This is a genomic window from Streptomyces sp. NPDC090088 (genome assembly GCF_044747345.1).
Lineage (GTDB): Bacteria > Actinomycetota > Actinomycetes > Streptomycetales > Streptomycetaceae > Streptomyces.
Genome location: NZ_JBIVDZ010000010.1, coordinates 309,165 through 324,866, shown reverse-complemented (window position 1 = coordinate 324,866; position 15,702 = coordinate 309,165). Strand labels below are relative to the sequence as shown.

The 15,702-nt window shown below is 72.0% G+C and carries 16 protein-coding genes and 1 pseudogene; 10 read left to right on the top strand and 7 right to left on the bottom strand.

The window, feature by feature from the left end; translation table 11 throughout:
* Window positions 1-329: 329 nt before the first annotated feature.
* From ACIPSJ_RS41135 to ACIPSJ_RS41120, 4 genes and pseudogenes are all read left to right on the top strand, one after another.
* A pseudogene (locus ACIPSJ_RS41135) lies at window positions 330-797 on the top strand (lectin); the annotation flags it as partial.
* Between the two features lie 63 nt (window positions 798-860).
* Window positions 861-1,136: a septal ring lytic transglycosylase RlpA family protein gene (locus tag ACIPSJ_RS41130; protein WP_401354054.1), complete on the top strand. Its 276-nt coding sequence runs from the start codon at window positions 861-863 to the stop codon at window positions 1,134-1,136.
* An 86-nt stretch (window positions 1,137-1,222) separates the two neighbouring features.
* Window positions 1,223-2,347, top strand: coding sequence for a glycoside hydrolase family 19 protein (locus ACIPSJ_RS41125; RefSeq protein ID WP_401354052.1), 1,125 nt, complete (start codon window positions 1,223-1,225; stop codon window positions 2,345-2,347).
* Between the two features lie 71 nt (window positions 2,348-2,418).
* On the top strand, window positions 2,419-2,913 hold the full coding sequence (locus tag ACIPSJ_RS41120) for an NUDIX hydrolase (protein ID WP_401353608.1): 495 nt from the start codon (window positions 2,419-2,421) through the stop codon (window positions 2,911-2,913).
* A gap of 40 nt (window positions 2,914-2,953) precedes the next feature.
* On the opposite strand, the gene ACIPSJ_RS41115 is transcribed toward ACIPSJ_RS41120, so the two are convergent.
* Genes ACIPSJ_RS41115 through ACIPSJ_RS41105 form a run of 3 tightly spaced genes read right to left on the bottom strand, consistent with a single transcriptional unit; the run spans window position 2,954 to window position 6,233 of the window.
* Window positions 2,954-3,736: an ABC transporter permease subunit gene (locus tag ACIPSJ_RS41115; protein WP_401353606.1), complete on the bottom strand. Its 783-nt coding sequence runs from the start codon at window positions 3,734-3,736 to the stop codon at window positions 2,954-2,956.
* Window positions 3,733-5,304 carry an ABC transporter permease subunit gene (locus ACIPSJ_RS41110; RefSeq protein ID WP_401353604.1) on the bottom strand — a complete coding sequence of 524 codons (1,572 nt, stop codon included), beginning with the start codon at window positions 5,302-5,304 and terminating at the stop codon, window positions 3,733-3,735. The genes ACIPSJ_RS41115 and ACIPSJ_RS41110 overlap by 4 nt, the downstream gene beginning before the upstream one ends.
* A complete protein-coding gene (locus tag ACIPSJ_RS41105; RefSeq protein WP_401353602.1) occupies window positions 5,301-6,233 on the bottom strand; it encodes an ABC transporter ATP-binding protein in 933 nt (310 codons plus the stop codon). Before ACIPSJ_RS41105 ends, ACIPSJ_RS41110 begins: the two co-directional genes overlap by 4 nt.
* 139 nt (window positions 6,234-6,372) lie before the next feature.
* On the opposite strand from ACIPSJ_RS41105, the gene ACIPSJ_RS41100 reads away from it, so the two are divergent.
* From ACIPSJ_RS41100 to ACIPSJ_RS41085, 4 genes are all read left to right on the top strand, one after another.
* Window positions 6,373-7,542 (top strand): sensor histidine kinase, encoded by a 1,170-nt coding sequence (locus ACIPSJ_RS41100; RefSeq protein ID WP_401353600.1) that lies wholly within the window; start codon window positions 6,373-6,375, stop codon window positions 7,540-7,542.
* Entirely contained in the window at window positions 7,539-8,201 is a 663-nt protein-coding gene (locus ACIPSJ_RS41095) for a response regulator transcription factor (protein WP_393796388.1), read from the top strand. Before ACIPSJ_RS41100 ends, ACIPSJ_RS41095 begins: the two co-directional genes overlap by 4 nt.
* A gap of 73 nt (window positions 8,202-8,274) precedes the next feature.
* On the top strand, window positions 8,275-8,856 hold the full coding sequence (locus ACIPSJ_RS41090; RefSeq protein ID WP_401353598.1) for a DUF3592 domain-containing protein: 582 nt from the start codon (window positions 8,275-8,277) through the stop codon (window positions 8,854-8,856).
* 107 nt (window positions 8,857-8,963) lie between these two features.
* Window positions 8,964-9,173, top strand: coding sequence for a hypothetical protein (locus ACIPSJ_RS41085; RefSeq protein WP_401353596.1), 210 nt, complete (start codon window positions 8,964-8,966; stop codon window positions 9,171-9,173).
* Window positions 9,174-9,196: 23 nt separating this feature from the next.
* On the opposite strand, the gene ACIPSJ_RS41080 is transcribed toward ACIPSJ_RS41085, so the two are convergent.
* From ACIPSJ_RS41080 to ACIPSJ_RS41070, 3 genes are all read right to left on the bottom strand, one after another.
* Window positions 9,197-10,342, bottom strand: coding sequence for a PP2C family protein-serine/threonine phosphatase (locus tag ACIPSJ_RS41080; RefSeq protein ID WP_401353594.1), 1,146 nt, complete (start codon window positions 10,340-10,342; stop codon window positions 9,197-9,199).
* Between the two features lie 169 nt (window positions 10,343-10,511).
* Window positions 10,512-11,270 (bottom strand): alpha/beta hydrolase, encoded by a 759-nt coding sequence (locus ACIPSJ_RS41075; protein ID WP_401353592.1) that lies wholly within the window; start codon window positions 11,268-11,270, stop codon window positions 10,512-10,514.
* A gap of 181 nt (window positions 11,271-11,451) precedes the next feature.
* Window positions 11,452-12,684, bottom strand: a complete 1,233-nt coding sequence (locus tag ACIPSJ_RS41070) for a 4-hydroxybenzoate 3-monooxygenase (RefSeq protein WP_401354050.1) — start codon at window positions 12,682-12,684, stop codon at window positions 11,452-11,454.
* Between the two features lie 320 nt (window positions 12,685-13,004).
* On the opposite strand from ACIPSJ_RS41070, the gene ACIPSJ_RS41065 reads away from it, so the two are divergent.
* The gene (locus ACIPSJ_RS41065; protein WP_401353590.1) at window positions 13,005-13,436 is read left to right on the top strand and encodes a universal stress protein; all 432 of its coding nucleotides are present in this window, start codon (window positions 13,005-13,007) and stop codon (window positions 13,434-13,436) included.
* 165 nt (window positions 13,437-13,601) lie between these two features.
* Here ACIPSJ_RS41065 and ACIPSJ_RS41060 read toward each other — a convergent pair whose 3' ends face one another.
* Entirely contained in the window at window positions 13,602-14,111 is a 510-nt protein-coding gene (locus tag ACIPSJ_RS41060) for a MarR family winged helix-turn-helix transcriptional regulator (protein WP_401353588.1), read from the bottom strand.
* A 263-nt stretch (window positions 14,112-14,374) separates the two neighbouring features.
* Here ACIPSJ_RS41060 and ACIPSJ_RS41055 point away from each other — a divergent pair, with 263 nt between their 5' ends.
* Window positions 14,375-15,637, top strand: coding sequence for an MFS transporter (locus ACIPSJ_RS41055; RefSeq protein ID WP_401353586.1), 1,263 nt, complete (start codon window positions 14,375-14,377; stop codon window positions 15,635-15,637).
* Window positions 15,638-15,702 lie beyond the last annotated feature (65 nt).

Below are 15,702 nucleotides of genomic sequence, written 5' to 3'. Positions count from 1 at the left end.
CTACGGGTCAGAACGTCCCGCACGCCTACCCCTTGGCTCATGCGACCCCTGGATCACGGGCATCCGCCCTGCGGATGCCCTGCGGTCCGTCCGGCACCGGCACCGGCACCGGCACCGGCGCCGGTGGATCGGCAGGACACCGACAGATATGTCATGTTCACGCCTTGACGGTCTTGGTATAGACCTTTAGCTTTCACGGTGTCAGGTCATCCTGACGTGCGTCCAGTCGGCCTCCGCCACACGTACGTGTCCTTTCCGGAAAGGCTCCCCCACCCCCCATGGCTGCTCGCTCCTCCCTCCTCACCACCGCGTTACGCGGCACTCCTCTCATGGCTCTGCTGGCCCTGCTGCTCATCCCGTCGACCGCCGCACCGGCGACAGCCGCGACCACGGCAGCAGCGACCACGGCAGCGGCCGCGACCGGCCCGGTCACCGGCCTCGCCGGCAAGTGCCTCGACGTCGCCGGTGCCAACTCCGCCGACGGCACCCCGGTGCAGCTCTACGACTGCAACGGCACCGCCGCCCAGCAGTGGACCCTCGGTGCCGACAACACCCTGCGCGCCCTGGGCAAATGCCTCGACGTCACCGCCAACTCCACCGCCGACGGCGCCAAGGTCCAGCTGTGGTCCTGCACGGGCGGCGCCAACCAGCGATGGACCGTCACCGCCGCCCACGACATCGTCAACCCGGCGGCGAACAAGTGCCTCGACGTCACCGACCGGTCCTCCGCCAACGGCGCCCGGATCCAGATCTGGAGCTGCACCGGCTCCGACAACCAGAAGTGGAACGCTCCCGCTCCGGCGGATCAGAGCGGCGAACAGTGCTGGGCCACGCACTACGGCCCCCAGCCACCCGGCGCCCTGACCGCCAGCGGCGAGGTCTTCGACAACAACGCCGACACGGTCGCCACCTCCCTCTCCCGGCAGCCTCAACTGCCCTTCGGCACGCTGGTCCAGGTCACCAACATCGCCAACGGCCGCTCCCTGACCGTGCGGGTCAACGACCGCGGCACGTTCGTCCAGACCCCGCAGGAACCCAAGTGCCTCGATCTGACCGACGGCGCGTTCAGCAGGCTCGGCGGCGTTCTCGACCCCGACGCCGGACACATCGTCGTGACCCAGAAGGTCCTCGGCTGAGTCGGCACCGCAACAGGCCCGGTCACGCTCCCCCACCCCCCTCGGCTCGCGACAGGAGCAGCTCCCCCATGCGTCCTTCTCTCCTCATGTCCCGGCTCCGCGGGCGCTCCGCCCTCGGCCGCCTCGCCATCGGCGTCGTCCTCGCCGCCGTCCTGTCCGCCGTGTTCGCCGTCGCCCCGGCCCAGGCGGCGACCGGCCGGATCACCGGGCTGGCCGGCAAGTGCGTCGACGCGGCCGGCGCGAGCAGCGCCAACGGAACGGCCGTGCAGCTCTACGACTGCAACGGCACCGGCGCCCAGAGCTGGTCCGACAACGGCGACGGCACTCTGCGCGTCCTCGGTAAGTGTCTCGACGTGGTCGACCGCGGCACGGCCGACGGAGCCCCCGTCCAGCTCTGGGACTGTTCCGGCGGAGCGAACCAGCAGTGGGTCGTCACCGCCGCCCACGACATCGTCAACCCGGCCGCCGACAAGTGCCTCGACGTGACGGGCAACAACAGCGCCAACGGAACCCGGCTGCAGATCTGGACGTGCACCGGGGGCGCCAACCAGAAGTGGAACGCCCCGGCCGGTAGTGGTGGCGGTACCCCGTCCGGGTTCGTCGTCAGCGAGGCGCAGTTCAACCGGATGTTCCCGAACCGGAACGGCTTCTACACCTACCAGGGCCTGACCGCCGCGCTCAGCGCGTACCCCGGCTTCGCCAACACCGGCAGCGACACCGTCAAGAAGCAGGAGGCCGCCGCCTTCCTCGCCAACGTCAGCCACGAGACCGGCGGACTGGTGTACGTCGTCGAGCAGAACACCGCCAACTACCCGACGTACTGCGACTGGAGCCAGTCCTACGGCTGCCCGGCCGGCCAGGCCGCCTACTACGGCCGGGGCCCGATCCAGCTCAGCTGGAACTTCAACTACAAGGCGGCCGGCGACGCGCTCGGCATCGACCTCCTCAACAACCCCTGGCTGGTCCAGAACGACTCGGCCGTGGCCTGGAAGACCGGCCTGTGGTACTGGAACACCCAGACCGGCCCCGGCACGATGACGCCCCACAACGCCATGGTCAACGGTGCGGGCTTCGGCCAGACCGTCCGCTCCATCAACGGCTCCCTGGAATGCGACGGCCGCAACCCGGCCCAGGTCCAGAGCCGCGTCGACGCCTACCAGCGCTTCACCTCGATCCTCGGCGTGTCCCCGGGCGGCGACCTGTACTGCTGATCACTTCCGAGCCGCCCCGCACGGTCGGGCAGCCGAACATCAGGCCCGAGGCGGAGCACTAGCGTGGACGGATGGCGACTGTGAACCTGCGTCATTCCGTCCGCGCGATCATCCTCGACGAGGACGACCGCGTCCTTCTCTGCCGGTTCGCCATCCCCAAGCCGGCGGGAACCGTGGTGTGGGCAGCTCCCGGCGGCGGGATCGAGCCGGGCGAGACGCCGTATGCCGCCCTCCGTCGTGAACTGCGTGAGGAGATCGGTCTAGCGCTCAGGGCCGATCCGCCGCATGTCTGGCACCAGGAGGTCGTGGCGCCCGATCACGCCGAGGGCTACGACGGGGTCGTCAACGACTACTTCCTCGTACGCACGGTCCATTTCCGTCCGCGCGGGACACTGACCGACGACCAGCTCGCCGCGGAGAACATCAGCGAACTGAAGTGGTGGCACCCTGACGAGGTCGTCTCCTATGCCGGTCCCGACCTGTTCTCCCCGCGCGACCTCGCAACCCCCTTGACGGCACTGATCACCTCCGGCGTTCCGGCCGCACCGGTGCGGCTCGGGCTGTGAACGGGCGGTTTCGCGGGGCCGGGGATCGGGGGCCGACGGCTCACGCGTCGCGGAGTCGGAGGGCGAGCAGGCCGGCGAGGAGTGCGGCGGCGGCCCAGGCGGCGAGGACGCCGAGACCTGCCCAGGGGCCGATGGGCAGGTCGGGCCGACTGGTGGTGGCCTGGACGGCGAGGCCTGCGGTCATGGGTCCGATCTGCTGAAGGCGGCGGTGCCAGCCGGGGTCGGTGACGACGGCGGCGAGAATCGGGAAGAGGTAGAGCAGGCCGAGGACGGTCCCGATCGCGGTGGCGGAGTCCCGGACGGCGGTGGCGATGCCCAGGCCGAGCAGGGCGATGAGGGCGAGGTAGAGCACCGACCCGACGACGGCCCGCAGTACCGGGCCGTCGGCCAGGGACAGTGCGGGCAGGCCGTGGTCGGGGCCGACGCCGTTGCCGGGCAGGATGCTCCGCCCGGCGAGGAAGGACGCGAGTACCGCCACGGTTCCGGCGGCCAGCACCAGACCGGTGAGCACGGCCGCCTTGGCCGCCAGGACGTGCGGCCGCCGGGGGATCGCGGCGAGGCTCACCCGGATCGTGCCGGTGCTGTACTCGTCGGCGACGGCGACCACCGCCAGGACGGCGACGGCCGTCTGGCCCAGCTGGACGCCGCCGAGGCAGATCCTGACGGGGTCGAGGTCGCAGCCGGTGGCGCGGCAGGTGCTGGCCGCCGCCGTGGCCGCGCTCGCGACGGTCGTCAGGGCGATGGTGCCCAGCAGCAGCCAGATCGTGCCGGACAGAGTGCGCACCTTGGTCCATTCGGCGTGCAACGCCTCGCGCGGGCTCATGCGTCCCTCCGGCGCAGCCGGTGGACGGCGAGGCCGAGGGCGAGCACTGCGTAACCGCACAGGACGGTGAAGCCGGCCCAGGGTGCGAGGGGGAAGTAGCCGTTGGACGGTGTGTAGGGGCCGTCGACCTGCGGGTACTGCGGGGCGGTCTGTTGGACGGCGAAGGCGGCCGCCGGGGTGACGCGCAGCAGCCATTGCGCGGCTGCCGTCGGTACCGCGGACGTGACCGCCAGGAAGTAGGGGAGGACGACCGCCACGACGACGGCGGTGACGACCGCGGCGCTGCGCCGCAGCAGGGCGCCGAGCGCGAGGGCGAGAACGGCGGTGAGGGCGAGGACTCCCGCGGTTCCGGCGATCACCTGCGCGGTCGTGAGTGCCGTGAGCGGGGGGATCCGCGCTCCGTTGGCGCGCAGGATCCGGCTGGAGACCGGGACGGCGAGTCCGGCGGCGAGGAGCCCGGCGGCGAAGGTGACCGCGCCGGTCACGAGGGCCTTCGCGGCCAGGACCCGGCCCCGGCGCGGGTGTGCGGCCAGGGTGGTGCGGATGAGCGGCCGGCGGTACTCGCTGGTGATGAAGAGGGTGGCCACGACGATCATCGGGATCAGACCGGCGAACCCGCCGATGAGGGCGCGCTGGATCTGTGTCCCGGGGTCCGGCCGGGGTGCGATGTCGCCGGAGCCGGTCACCGTGAACGTACCGCCGGACCGGGTGAAGCCGGCCGCGCGGTGGTGGCGGTCCCAGTCGGTGTCCGAGGCCCCGCCGACGGTGTCGCCGCGCCAGGAGCCCGATTCCCGCCCCCGCAGGCCGACTTGGTCGAAGACCCCACTGGCCTGGGTGAAGTGGCGGGCCGATCCGCTGCCGAGCCCCTGCTCGATCTGGACGTCGAAGGGCGAGGTGACGAACAGCCCGACCTCGACCGTCGCAGGCAGTTCGGGCAGCGTTGCCGTGCCGACCGTGGTCCACCGGGAGCCGTCGTCCGACTCGGCGCCGGTGAGCGTGGCGCCGGAGCGGGTCAGCCGCAGCCAGCGCGGAGAGGACGCGGAGACGAGGGTGTGAGGGCTGCCGGCCGTGTCGTGGGTGTAGTCGTACTGCATCCGCACGCCGTGGCCGCCGGTGACCATGACGGCGGCGTACCGCGAGCCGGGCGTGGTGCCGTCCTTGATGATGATCCCGGCCTTGGACCAGGGTTCGACGCCGGGGACGATGGCGTCGGAGTCGGACCGCGGGTAGGTGATGATGCCGGTCAGCGAGGTCACGCGGGCGACGATGCCGCCGTCGCCGGTCAGGGACTTGTGCACGAGGGTGAACTTGTCGAGGACCTGTTCGCCGTCCGGTCCCACCGTCTCGGCGGGACTGGTGCAGGTCCGGCCCGGGGCGGCGTCGCAGACCGACTTCGAGGCCGCCGCGGCGAGCACCCCGAACACCAGGGTGACCAGTACGGCGGCGGCCAGGCCGAGGCGCCAGGCGGGCACGGTACGGAACTTGGTCCACTCCGCCCGGAGCAGCCGCGCGAAACCGTCCCGCTCCGCCGCGTCCACCGCGGTACCGGTGTCGACGGTGGCGGTCATCGGGTCCTCCGGACGGAGGCGGAGGTGAACTGGGCGGCCTCGCGGGTGAGGTCGAAGTACGCCTCTTCGAGGGTGGCCCGCTCCGTGGTGACCTCGGCGAACGGGACCGCGTGCGCGTGCAGGAGCGACACGACGGTCTCGGCGGTCGGTCCGGACGCGGTCAGGACGTCGTGACCGAGGACGGTCACGGCGGCACCGGCCCGTTCCAGTACGGCGGCCGCCGCGTCCGGCGCCGAACTGCGCAGCCGCACCCGTCCGTCGGACGCGGCGGCGATCAGCTCGCCCAGGCCCGTGTCCGCGAGGACGCGGCCGCGCCCGACGATCACCACATGGGTGGCCACGTCCTGGAGTTCACTCATGAGATGGCTGGAGACCAGTACGGCGCGGCCCTGCCCGGCGAGTTCGGCCAGTAGCCCGCGGATCCACACGATGCCCTCGGGGTCGAGGCCGTTGAACGGCTCGTCGAGGAGGATCACGGCGGGGTCGCCGAGCAACGCGGCGGCGATGCCCAGCCGTTGCCGCATGCCCAGCGAGTAGCCGCCGGCCCGGCGGCGTCCCGCCGTGGACAGCCCGACCTGGTCGAGGACCTGGTCGACCCGGCGGGCGGTCAGATTCTGGGAGTGGGCCAGCCACAGCAGGTGGTCCCGGCCGCTGCGGCCGGGGTGCAGCGCCGAGGCGTCCAGCAGCGATCCGACGTGGCGCAGCGGGTGCCGCAGCCGACGGTAGGGCCGCCCGCCGACCAGGGCGCTGCCCGCGTCGGGGGCGTCCAGGCCGAGGATGACCCGCATCGTGGTGGACTTCCCAGAGCCGTTGGGGCCGAGGAACCCGGTGACGTGCCCGGCCGTCACGGTGAAGGACATGCCGTGCAGGGCCACCGACCGGCCGTAGCGCTTGTGCAGTTCGGCGACTTCGATGGGTGGTGGAGTCATGACCGACGTTCTAGGCAGCGGGCAGTAACACGGACGGAACCGCCGCTGTCATGTCGTTGTTAGGTCGGACCGGTCATCCTGGAGACCGCACCGGGGGAGGCACCCAGGGGGCGGGCACCTGCGGGGGGGGAGGGCAGGAATGAAGGGCACATCACGTCTGGGACTGCGGGGCCACGGCATCCGGCTGCGGTTCACCGTCCTGTACATGGCCCTGTTCCTGCTCTCCGGTGCCGCCCTGCTGGGCATCACCATCGCGGTGTTCGTGCGCAACACCAAGGCCACGGTGCCGTTCGACGGGCGGCGGTCGCCGGCCGCGGAGCGGCACATCGCGGCCCTGCAGGCCCAGGTGCACCAGTTGCAGGACCAGCAGCTGCGGCAGCTGCTCATGGGGGCGGCGGTCGCGCTGGTCGTGATGGCCGTGGTGTCGCCGCTGCTCGGCCGTACGGTCGCGGGCCGGATGCTGCGGCCGTTGCGGACGATCACCGCGGCGACGCGCCGGATCACCGCCGACGACCTGCACCGGCGGTTGGCCGTCGCGGCTCCGCACGACGAGGTGAAGGACCTCGCCGACACCATCGACGGACTGCTGGAGCGCCTGGAGGCCGCGTTCGACGCACAGCGGCTGTTCGCCGCCAACGCCTCCCACGAACTGCGCACCCCGCTGGCCACCATGCGCGCCGCGCTGGACGTGGCCATGGCCAAGCCCGGTCCCGTTCCCGCCTCGACCACCGCCCTGTCCGACCGGCTGCGCGCCGAACTCGACCAGATCGACCGCCTGCTCGACGGACTGCTCACCCTGGCCCGCACGCAGCACGGCACACCGCAGGACCTCGCCGAGGTTCCGCTGGCCCGTCTGGTGTCCGACGCCCTCGACGTCCGCGCCGCCGATGTCGCCGTGATCGAACTGACCGTCGACAGCCGGCTCGACGACCGGGTGTGGATCCGCGGCAGCCGGGCGCTGCTGGCCCTGATGGTCGACAACCTGATCGACAACGCCGTCGCCCACAACCACCCGGGCGGCTGGATCCGGGTCGGGGTGGCCGGCGACGAGGCCGATGCCCGGCTGCTCGTCGAGACCGGGGGAAGCGTGCTCGACCGCGAGCAGGTCGGCCGGCTGGCACGGCCGTTCCACCGGCTCGGTGTCGACCGTACCGGCGGCGCGCACGGCTCCGGTCTCGGTCTGTCGATCGTCTCCGCCGTCGCCGCCACCCATGGCGGAAGCCTCGACCTGCACGCCCGGCCCGAGGGAGGGCTGCGCGTCACCGTCACGCTGCCCCGCTCGGCCGTACCCGCCGGATCGTCACGATGAGGGTGCTCGTGGTCGAGGACGCCCGGGCGCTGGCCGCGATCGTGGCCGAGGGCCTGCGCGACCAGGGCATGGCGGTGGACCTCGCGTACGACGGCCTGGACGCCGCGGCGAAACTCGACCTCAACGCCTACGACGTCGTCGTCCTCGACCGCGATCTGCCAGGGATCCACGGCGACGCGCTCTGCCGGCTGATCACCGAGCGCCATCAGCGGGCCATGGTGCTCATGCTCACCGCGGCCGACACCCCCGCCGATCGCGTCGCGGGCCTGTCCGTGGGCGCCGACGACTACCTCACCAAACCCTTCCACTTCCCCGAACTCGTCCTGCGCATCCACGCCCTGGCCCGCCGCCAGCCCGCCGCCCGGGCCCGCACGCTGCGCGCGGCAGGCATCGAACTCGACCCGATCCGCCGCACCGCCACCCGCGACGGCGAACTCCTCGAACTGTCGGTCAAGGAGTTCGCCCTCCTCGAAGCGCTGCTCCGCGCCAGCCCCGCCCACCTCAGCACCGAGGATCTGCTCGAACAGGTCTGGGACGAACACGCCGACCCGTTCACCAACACCGTCACGGTCACCGTCGGACGGCTGCGCCGCAAACTCGGCCAACCCCCCGTCATCAGCACCACACCCGGCGTCGGTTACCGCATCACACCACGCTGACGCGGTACCGCGGGACGCCCTACAACCAAGGCACGATCCGGCGAGTCTCATCTCATAACGGGTGGAGGCGCAGATGACCGAGCGCGACGCTGGGTGGGAGGTGCCGACGGCGAGCCGGGCTCGCGGCGGGGCCGGTCGCGTAGCCGCGCTGCTGCGGATCCGTCCGGAATCGTGGCTGCTGGCCCCTCGGTGGACCGCGGCCCGCATGACCGGCGCGGGCTTCCTGATGTTCGCCACCGTTGCCGGGATCACGGGATGGAAGGCCGGCCAGGAGTACCGGCTGCTGTCGGACCTCCGGCACCACGGCCGGCGGATCGACGCGACCGTGGTCAAGATCAGCGGCCGGTCGGAAGAGGACTGGGTGAGCGCCGTGACCGGGCGCTACGACACAGGGTCCGGAGCGGTGGAAATCTACATCGATGTCCCGTCCACGTCGGCGACCGATCCGGGACCGGGAAGCCGGATACCTGTCGTGTTCAACCCGTCGCACCCCACCGAGGTCCGCCACATCGCCTACCTCGACGGACGCGACGCCGACGGAAACCGAGAGGCATCGATCGGCACCGGCCTCCTCGCGGCGGGCTTCCTGGTGGGCACCGTCACCGTGGTGGTGCGCACGAATCGGCAGACACGGGCGGTTGAACCGGGCAGCTGACACTACGGCCGGCGGGGGCTCGATGATCAGATACGTTCACCATCGGCTGATGGACGCCGCTATGGCGGTGTGCGCCAGCGGCCTTCGGGGTACGCGGGATACCTCCCGTGGACGACCCCGGAATGATCCGGCCCATCGACCGCTCCTTCCGCCACAACCTGGTCAGCAAGTCCTTCCACTACATGCCCCTGGTGCCGGGCCCTGGACTGGCTGATCCGGGCCGGCATCGCGGCGCGCTGGGAGAAGAAGCACGGCGTGCTGCTGTGGCGGGGGTATGTGCCGGACAGGCCGTGGGAGCTCTCGTACTCCAGCTCTGAGGCTGCTGTTCAGCGGTGATCGTTCAGTCGCGCTGTACGACGATCATGGCCATGTCGTCGTTGAGCCGGCCGTCGGCGTAGGCCCGGACGTCCGCGGCGAGCCGTTCGACGAGCGGGCCGGGCGCCTTGTCCGCCCAGACCGCGGCGCGCTCGGCGAGCGGATAGAAGTCGCCGGCCGCGTTCCGGGCCTCGCTGACGCCGTCGGTGTACAGGACCAGCCGGTCGCCGTGCTCGAACGGGAAGGTGGCCGGCAGGTAGCAGCCGTCCGCGCTGTCCGTGTCGGCGGGCCCGACACCCAGGCCGAGCGGCGGCGACGGTTCGGGGACCGTCAGCAGGCGTGCCGTCCTGGTACGCCCTGCCAGCAGGAGGGGCGGCGGGTGCCCGCAGCTGATCAGGTGCAGCACGGGCGCGCCGTCCGGGATGTCGATGACGGCGGCGGTCACGAAACGCTCGGCGGCGTCCTCCTCAGGTTCCGCGAACTCCGCGAGTCCCCACCGGACGGCGTCCTCGATGTAGGCGACCAGTTCCGGCAACGGGATCCGGCGGTGTGCGGCGGCGCGGAAGGCGCCCAGCACGATCGCCGTGTCGCTGATCGAGGGAAGTCCCTTGCCGCGGACGTCCCCGATGAGGATCCGGGTGGAGCCGGGGATCCGCGCGGCGGCGTACAGGTCGCCGCCGATGGCCGCGTCCGCCTCGGCGCTGCGGTAGTGCGAGGCGAGGGTGACGGGGCCGGCCCGCTGCGGCAACGGCCGCAGTACGACGCGCTGTGCCGCGTCGGACACCGAGCGCACCCGGGCCAGCTCCCGTTCACGCCGGTCCCGTAGGCCGGTGAAGAGGACGAAGAACGCGCAGACGGCGAGGAGCGCGGAGAGCTCGACGAGGACGCTCTCGGTGGTCAGCGTCCGCCGCTCCACGCCCGCGACGACCAGTGCGAGGACCGCCAGCGTCCCGATCAGGGCGGTGGTGCGCGGCCCGGTGCCGACCGCGGTGACCGCCACGGCGACCACGAGAAGGTGGGCGAGGTGGATGTCCGGCGGCAGGAACCCGTCGGCCACCGGGATCGCGATGATCAGCAGGACGGGTCCGGCCAGCCACAGCGGCCCCGGCGCGGAATGCCGCCACGCCCGCAAGGTGTCGACCACAGGCGTCGTGATGATCGCAACGTTCACGTCCTGCTCCGTACTCGTCGTTCTCCCCCACCATTAGCACATGGCGACGCGTCTCCCATTCCCGGGCGCGGCCTCCTGTGAGCGTGCGGCTGCGCTCGGTGGCGTCGGCGGGGTGGGACGCGCGCCCCTCGGATCGTGACGGTCCCGGATCCGAGGGGCGCGCGTCGGGTCACTTCAGGTGCCGGGTGAAGAACTGCGCCGCGGCGTCCCCCGCGAACTGCGGGACGCCGGTGTGGCCGCCCATGTTGGCGTGCAGGGACTTCTCCTTGGAGCCGAAGGCGTCGAAGAGGTCCAGGGACGCCTGCCGGTCGTTCCCCTCGTCGTCCCACTGCAGCAGGACGTGCAGCGGAATGGTGAACTGCCGGGCCTCCTCGAACATGGCGCGCGGCACGAAGCTCCCGGCGAAGAGAGCGGCGGCCGCGATGCGCGGCTCGACGACGGCGAGGCGGACGCCGATGGAGATCAGTCCCCCCGAGTACCCGACCGGGCCGCCGGTCTCCGGCAGCGACAGGAGGGCGTCAAGGGCGGTCCGCCATTCCGGGACCGCCTTGTCGACGAGCGGGAGGACGAGTGCGTCGATGATCTCGTCGCTGACCGGCTCGCCGGATTCCACGGCCCGGCGCAGGTCGGCGCGGGACTGCTCGACGGCGGCCCAGCGGGGCCGGTCACCGCTCCCGGGGAGCTCGATGGTGGCTGCGGCGAAGCCGTCCGCCGCGGCCCGCCTGGCCCGCGCCGCCAGTCGGGGGTACATCCTGCGCACCCCGAGTGGGGGGTGGCCGAGCAGGATCAGCGGGACCGGCGCGGACGCGACCGCCGATGCGGGTGTCCACAGGATGCCGGGGATCTCGCCGAGGGTGAACTCACGTTCGCGGACACCGTCGTCGAGATGCTGTTCGGAAGTGAAGTGAAGGGCCGAGGGAAGGTCCATGGTGGTGCCTTTCGGGAGCGCTCGTGAAATGGCGCTCCCGGACGACCTGTCGCCCGACCGTGACCCCGGAGGGAAGCACCCATGTCGATTCGTTCACGGGTACCACCTCCTCGTTCTCTCGCACGGCCTCCGGAAAGGTAGCAACGACCAACACGGTCCGCCAACGGGTTTTCGCGGAGGCTCAACGATCCGTGGGGACGGGGCTGTCGTGGGCCGGGTCCAGGCCGGTCATCAGCTCCGCGAAGGCCTGGGCGGCCGTCGGGGAGGTGAAGAGGCGGTCGAGGCGGGCCCGGGCCAGGTTGCGCAGGAACGGGCCGGAGTCCGTGTCGTCGCCGGCGTCGTGGACCGTGCGGGTCAGCCAGTGGGAGAACTCCTGGTCGTTCCAGACGCGGCGCAGGCAGCGCTGAGAGTAGGTGCGCAGTCCGGTGTCGTCGTGGTCGCGGACGTGGTCGCGGACCGCGCGGGCGAAGAGATCGGCGTCGTACAGGGCGAGGTTCATGCCCTTGCCGCCCATCGGGGACACGATGTGGGCGGCGTCCCCGACCAGGAACAGGCGGCCGTACTGCATGGGGTCGTGGACCAGGCTGCGCAGCCGGAAGGTCTCGCGGTCGGTGATCGGGCCGGCGGGGAGGCCGGGGTCGGCGAGCCTGGTGCGCAGCGCGTCCCAGACCCGCCGGTCGGGCCAGGCGTCGGGGTGGTCGTCGGGCGGGCACTGGAGGTAGTAGCGGCTGCTGTGCGGTCCGCGGGGGAAGTGCGCGGCGAAGCCCTGTCGGCTGACGGCGAGCAGGGGGTGGGCGGGGGGCGGGGCGTCCGCGAGGACGGTGAGCCAGCCGATGCCGTGGTCGAGGGCGTGGGCGGTGAGGACGCCGTCGGGGACGGCGGTGCGGGTGACGCCGTGATCACCGTCGCAGCCGGCGACGAAGGCGCAGGTGATCGCGTGCGCGGTGCCGTCGGCGGAGCGGTAGCGGACGGTCGGGTGGTCGCCGGTGAGGTCGTGCAGGGAGACGCCGGCCACCTCGTAGCGCACATCGCCGCCGTCGGCGAGGTGGGCGGCGGTGAGCTTCTGGACCAGGACCTGCTGGGGACAGAGCCGGGCCCCGGGGCCTTCGGAGCCGTCACTGTCGTCGACGAGCCGGCTCTCGCCGTCCACCCGGAACTCCAGGATGCCGTCGTGCGGCGGACCGGCCAGCACCAGGTCGGCCAGCCCCCAGGACTCGAACATCCGCACGGCGCGGCTCTCCACGATGCCGGCCCGCTGCCGCTGCGCCACGTACTCCTGGCTGCGGCTCTCCAGGACCACACAGTCGACGCCGGATCTGCGCAGCAGATTGGCGACGGTCAGCCCGGCCGGACCGGCGCCGATCACCACGACCGTCGTGGACTCCGGTGTCTCATCCAACTCGCGCTCCCCCATGGCCACTTGGCGCCTCCGCACGTCAGCCTAGCCGGATCCGGCGGATGGCGAGGCGGCGTGCTCCGGATCGGGGCGGCGCCGTCGGGCCCGCGCCGGCCACGCGGCTTGCCGGACGGCCGGCACCCTCCCGACCCCGGCAGTTCAATGGCTGTTACACGGATCACTGTGCCGTCGGCCGGTGGCGGGTGAGATGATCACAGGGTGGGGACGGGAAGCACTCGTTCGGCGCCGGACGCGCCGACCCGCCACGCCGCGATCCGGCGTTCCTGACCATCGAGTCGCCCTTCCGCGTCCCCGGAAGAAGGGGAAGAAGAGTGTCCGTGTTCCAGCGCATCCTGGTGGCCGTCGATCCCAGCCCCGCCCGCCACTCCGCCGTGCGGCTGACCGGCGAGCTGGCGCAGCTGGCGAACGCCGAGGTCCGCGTCATACACGTCATCGCCTCCGCCGCCTCCATCGCCGCGGTCGTCCCCCTGGAGGAGGACACCGAGGCCCAGGCCGTTCTCGACGAGGCGCTGACGGCGCTGCGCGAGCAGGGGGTCAAGGCCGAGGGGACCCTCGTCCGGGGGCTCACCACGCAGGTCGCGGCCGCCATCTCCGAGACGGCGGAGGAGTTCGGCGCCGATCTCATCGTCCTGAGCCCCCACCACCGGGGTGCCGTGGAGGCGCTGTTCGACCCGCGCGTCAGCGACGCCGTCGCGCACCACACCAACACGGCGATCCTGCTCGCCCCGGAAGGCAACCAGGAGGCCTGACCGGCCAAGCCACCACCACCTGGGGGGCCCGCCGCGGACGTCCGATCCGCGGCGGGCCCCCGGGCGTTCGGCGGTACGCCGATGCGGCCTCCGCGCGTCACTTCTCAAGGCCGAACGCCCGGCGGAACTCCTTTCAACGCCGTAGCACCGGAGACGAAGAACCTCCTACCGGCGCCGCCAGGGCAGGGCTTCGCGCTCGTCGCTGTCGGCGTCCATGCGCTGGAGGGCGGCGTTGATCGCCTCGCCGATCTCGGCGAACTGGGTCACCTGCTCCGCGGTGAGGGCGTCGAAGACACCTCGGCGGACCGCTTCCACATGGCCGGGCGCCTCGCGCTCCAGGAGGCGTACGCCCTCCTCGGTGAGCACGGCGAGCTGGTTGCGCCGGCTGGCGGGGTCCTCACGGCGGTCGACGTACCCGGCCTCCTGGAGACGGGTCACGGCGTGCGTGAGGCGGCTTCGGGTGATCTTGAGGCGTTCGGCCAACTCGGACATGGTGAGCGAGTACTCCTCGACCGACGACAGGTTGGCCAGCAGGGTGTAGTCCGCGTGCGTCATCCCCGCGTCGCGGCGCAACTGCCGGTTCAGGTGGTCGGACAGGTGGGTGGAGAACTGGACGTAGGCGAGCCACGCCCGTCGTTCCTCGGGGGTCAGCCAGCGGGGCGTCGTCGCGGTCATGGCCCCACCTTAACGATCCACGTTTGAATGTTCACACCTTGACCGGGGGTCTGCTCATCCAAGCCGTGGATGAGCCGGATACGGGATTCGGATCGCGTGAGGGATGGCGACCGGGCCGACGGACGCCCCATAGTCGTCCGTACCCCGCACGTCGCTGTCCGGACCAGCCGCCGGTGCGCGGGTTCCTCCCCGCATGCCGTGCGCCTTCCGTGGCGTCCCCGACGGCATGCCCACTCCGCTCGTTCGCCGTCCCTGGAGTCGCCATGCCCGGTTCCGTGCCCCCGTCCGCCGTCGTGGCGGAAGACGCCGCCGCGTCACCCGTCGCCGTGTCGGGACCCGCGCATCTGCTGCGGGTGACCCTGCTGATGGCGGGCAGCTGTCTGCCGATCCTCGGCGCGGTGCTGATCGCGCCGGTGCTGCCGAAGATGCAGGACGCCTTCGCGTCCGTACCCGGCGCCAAGGCGCTGGTGCCGCTCGCACTGACCGTGCCGGCGCTGGCGCTGGCGCTGCTGGCGCCGTTCGCCGGGGTGATCGTGGACCGGCTGGGCCGTAAGCGCCTGCTGGTCGTGGCGACCCTGCTGTACGCCGTGTTCGGCACCGCCCCGCTGTGGCTGGACTCCCTCGGCGCGATCATCGCCAGCCGTGCGCTGGTCGGTGTCGCCGAGGCCGCGATCATGACCTGCTGCACCACGCTGATCGGCGACTACTACTCCGGGCAGCGGCGGGTGAAGTACCTCGCCCTGCAGACCATGTGCGCCTCCGCCTCGGCCACCGTCTTCTTCGTGCTCGGCGGCGCGGCCGGGTCGGCGGGCTGGCGGGTGCCGTTCTGGGTGTACGCGGTGAGTCTCGTCCTCGCGCCGCTGATGGCCTCCGCGCTGCCGAGCCCGGCGACCGGCGGTACGTCCGCGGCGGGCGGCTCCGCCGGGCGCCGACGCTCGTTCCCCTGGCGGCAGTTGGGCGGGATCTGCGCCCTCACCTTCTTCGGGGCGATGGTGTTCTACACCGTGCCGGTCGAGATGTCGTACCTGCTCGACGACCTCGGGGTGAAGAACTCCGGCGTGATCGGGCTGGCCACAGCTCTCGCGAGTGCCGCCACGGTGGGCGGTGCGGTGACCTTCGCGCGGCTGAAGAGGTCCCCCGATCCGATGCTGCCCGCCGTGCTCGGCGTCTGCGCGGTCGGGTTCGGGGTGATGTTCCTGGCGGGGAGCGCTCCGTTGCTGGTCGTCGGGGCGGTCGTCAACTGTGTGGGTACGGGGATGCTGCTGCCGGCGCTGCTCACCAGCGCGATGTCGCGGCTGGCGTTCGAGGACCGGGGGCGGGGGACGGGGCTGTGGATGGCCGCGTTCTTCGGTGGGGAGTTCGTGTGTCCGCTGGTGCTGCTGGGAGGGGAGTCGGGGGTCGGCTCGCTCGCCGGTGCCGTGGGGTTGCTCGGGGTGGCCTGTGCGGTGGTGGCGGGTGCGTTGTTCGTTGCGCGGAGGCGGGCGGGGGCGGTGGATTCCAGGCCGTTGCCTGAGCAGTTGGCGTAGGACGGGAGGCGCCTATGGATGTGCCGCAGTCGTATCGATGGCGACTGCGGCGCCGTGGGGGCTGA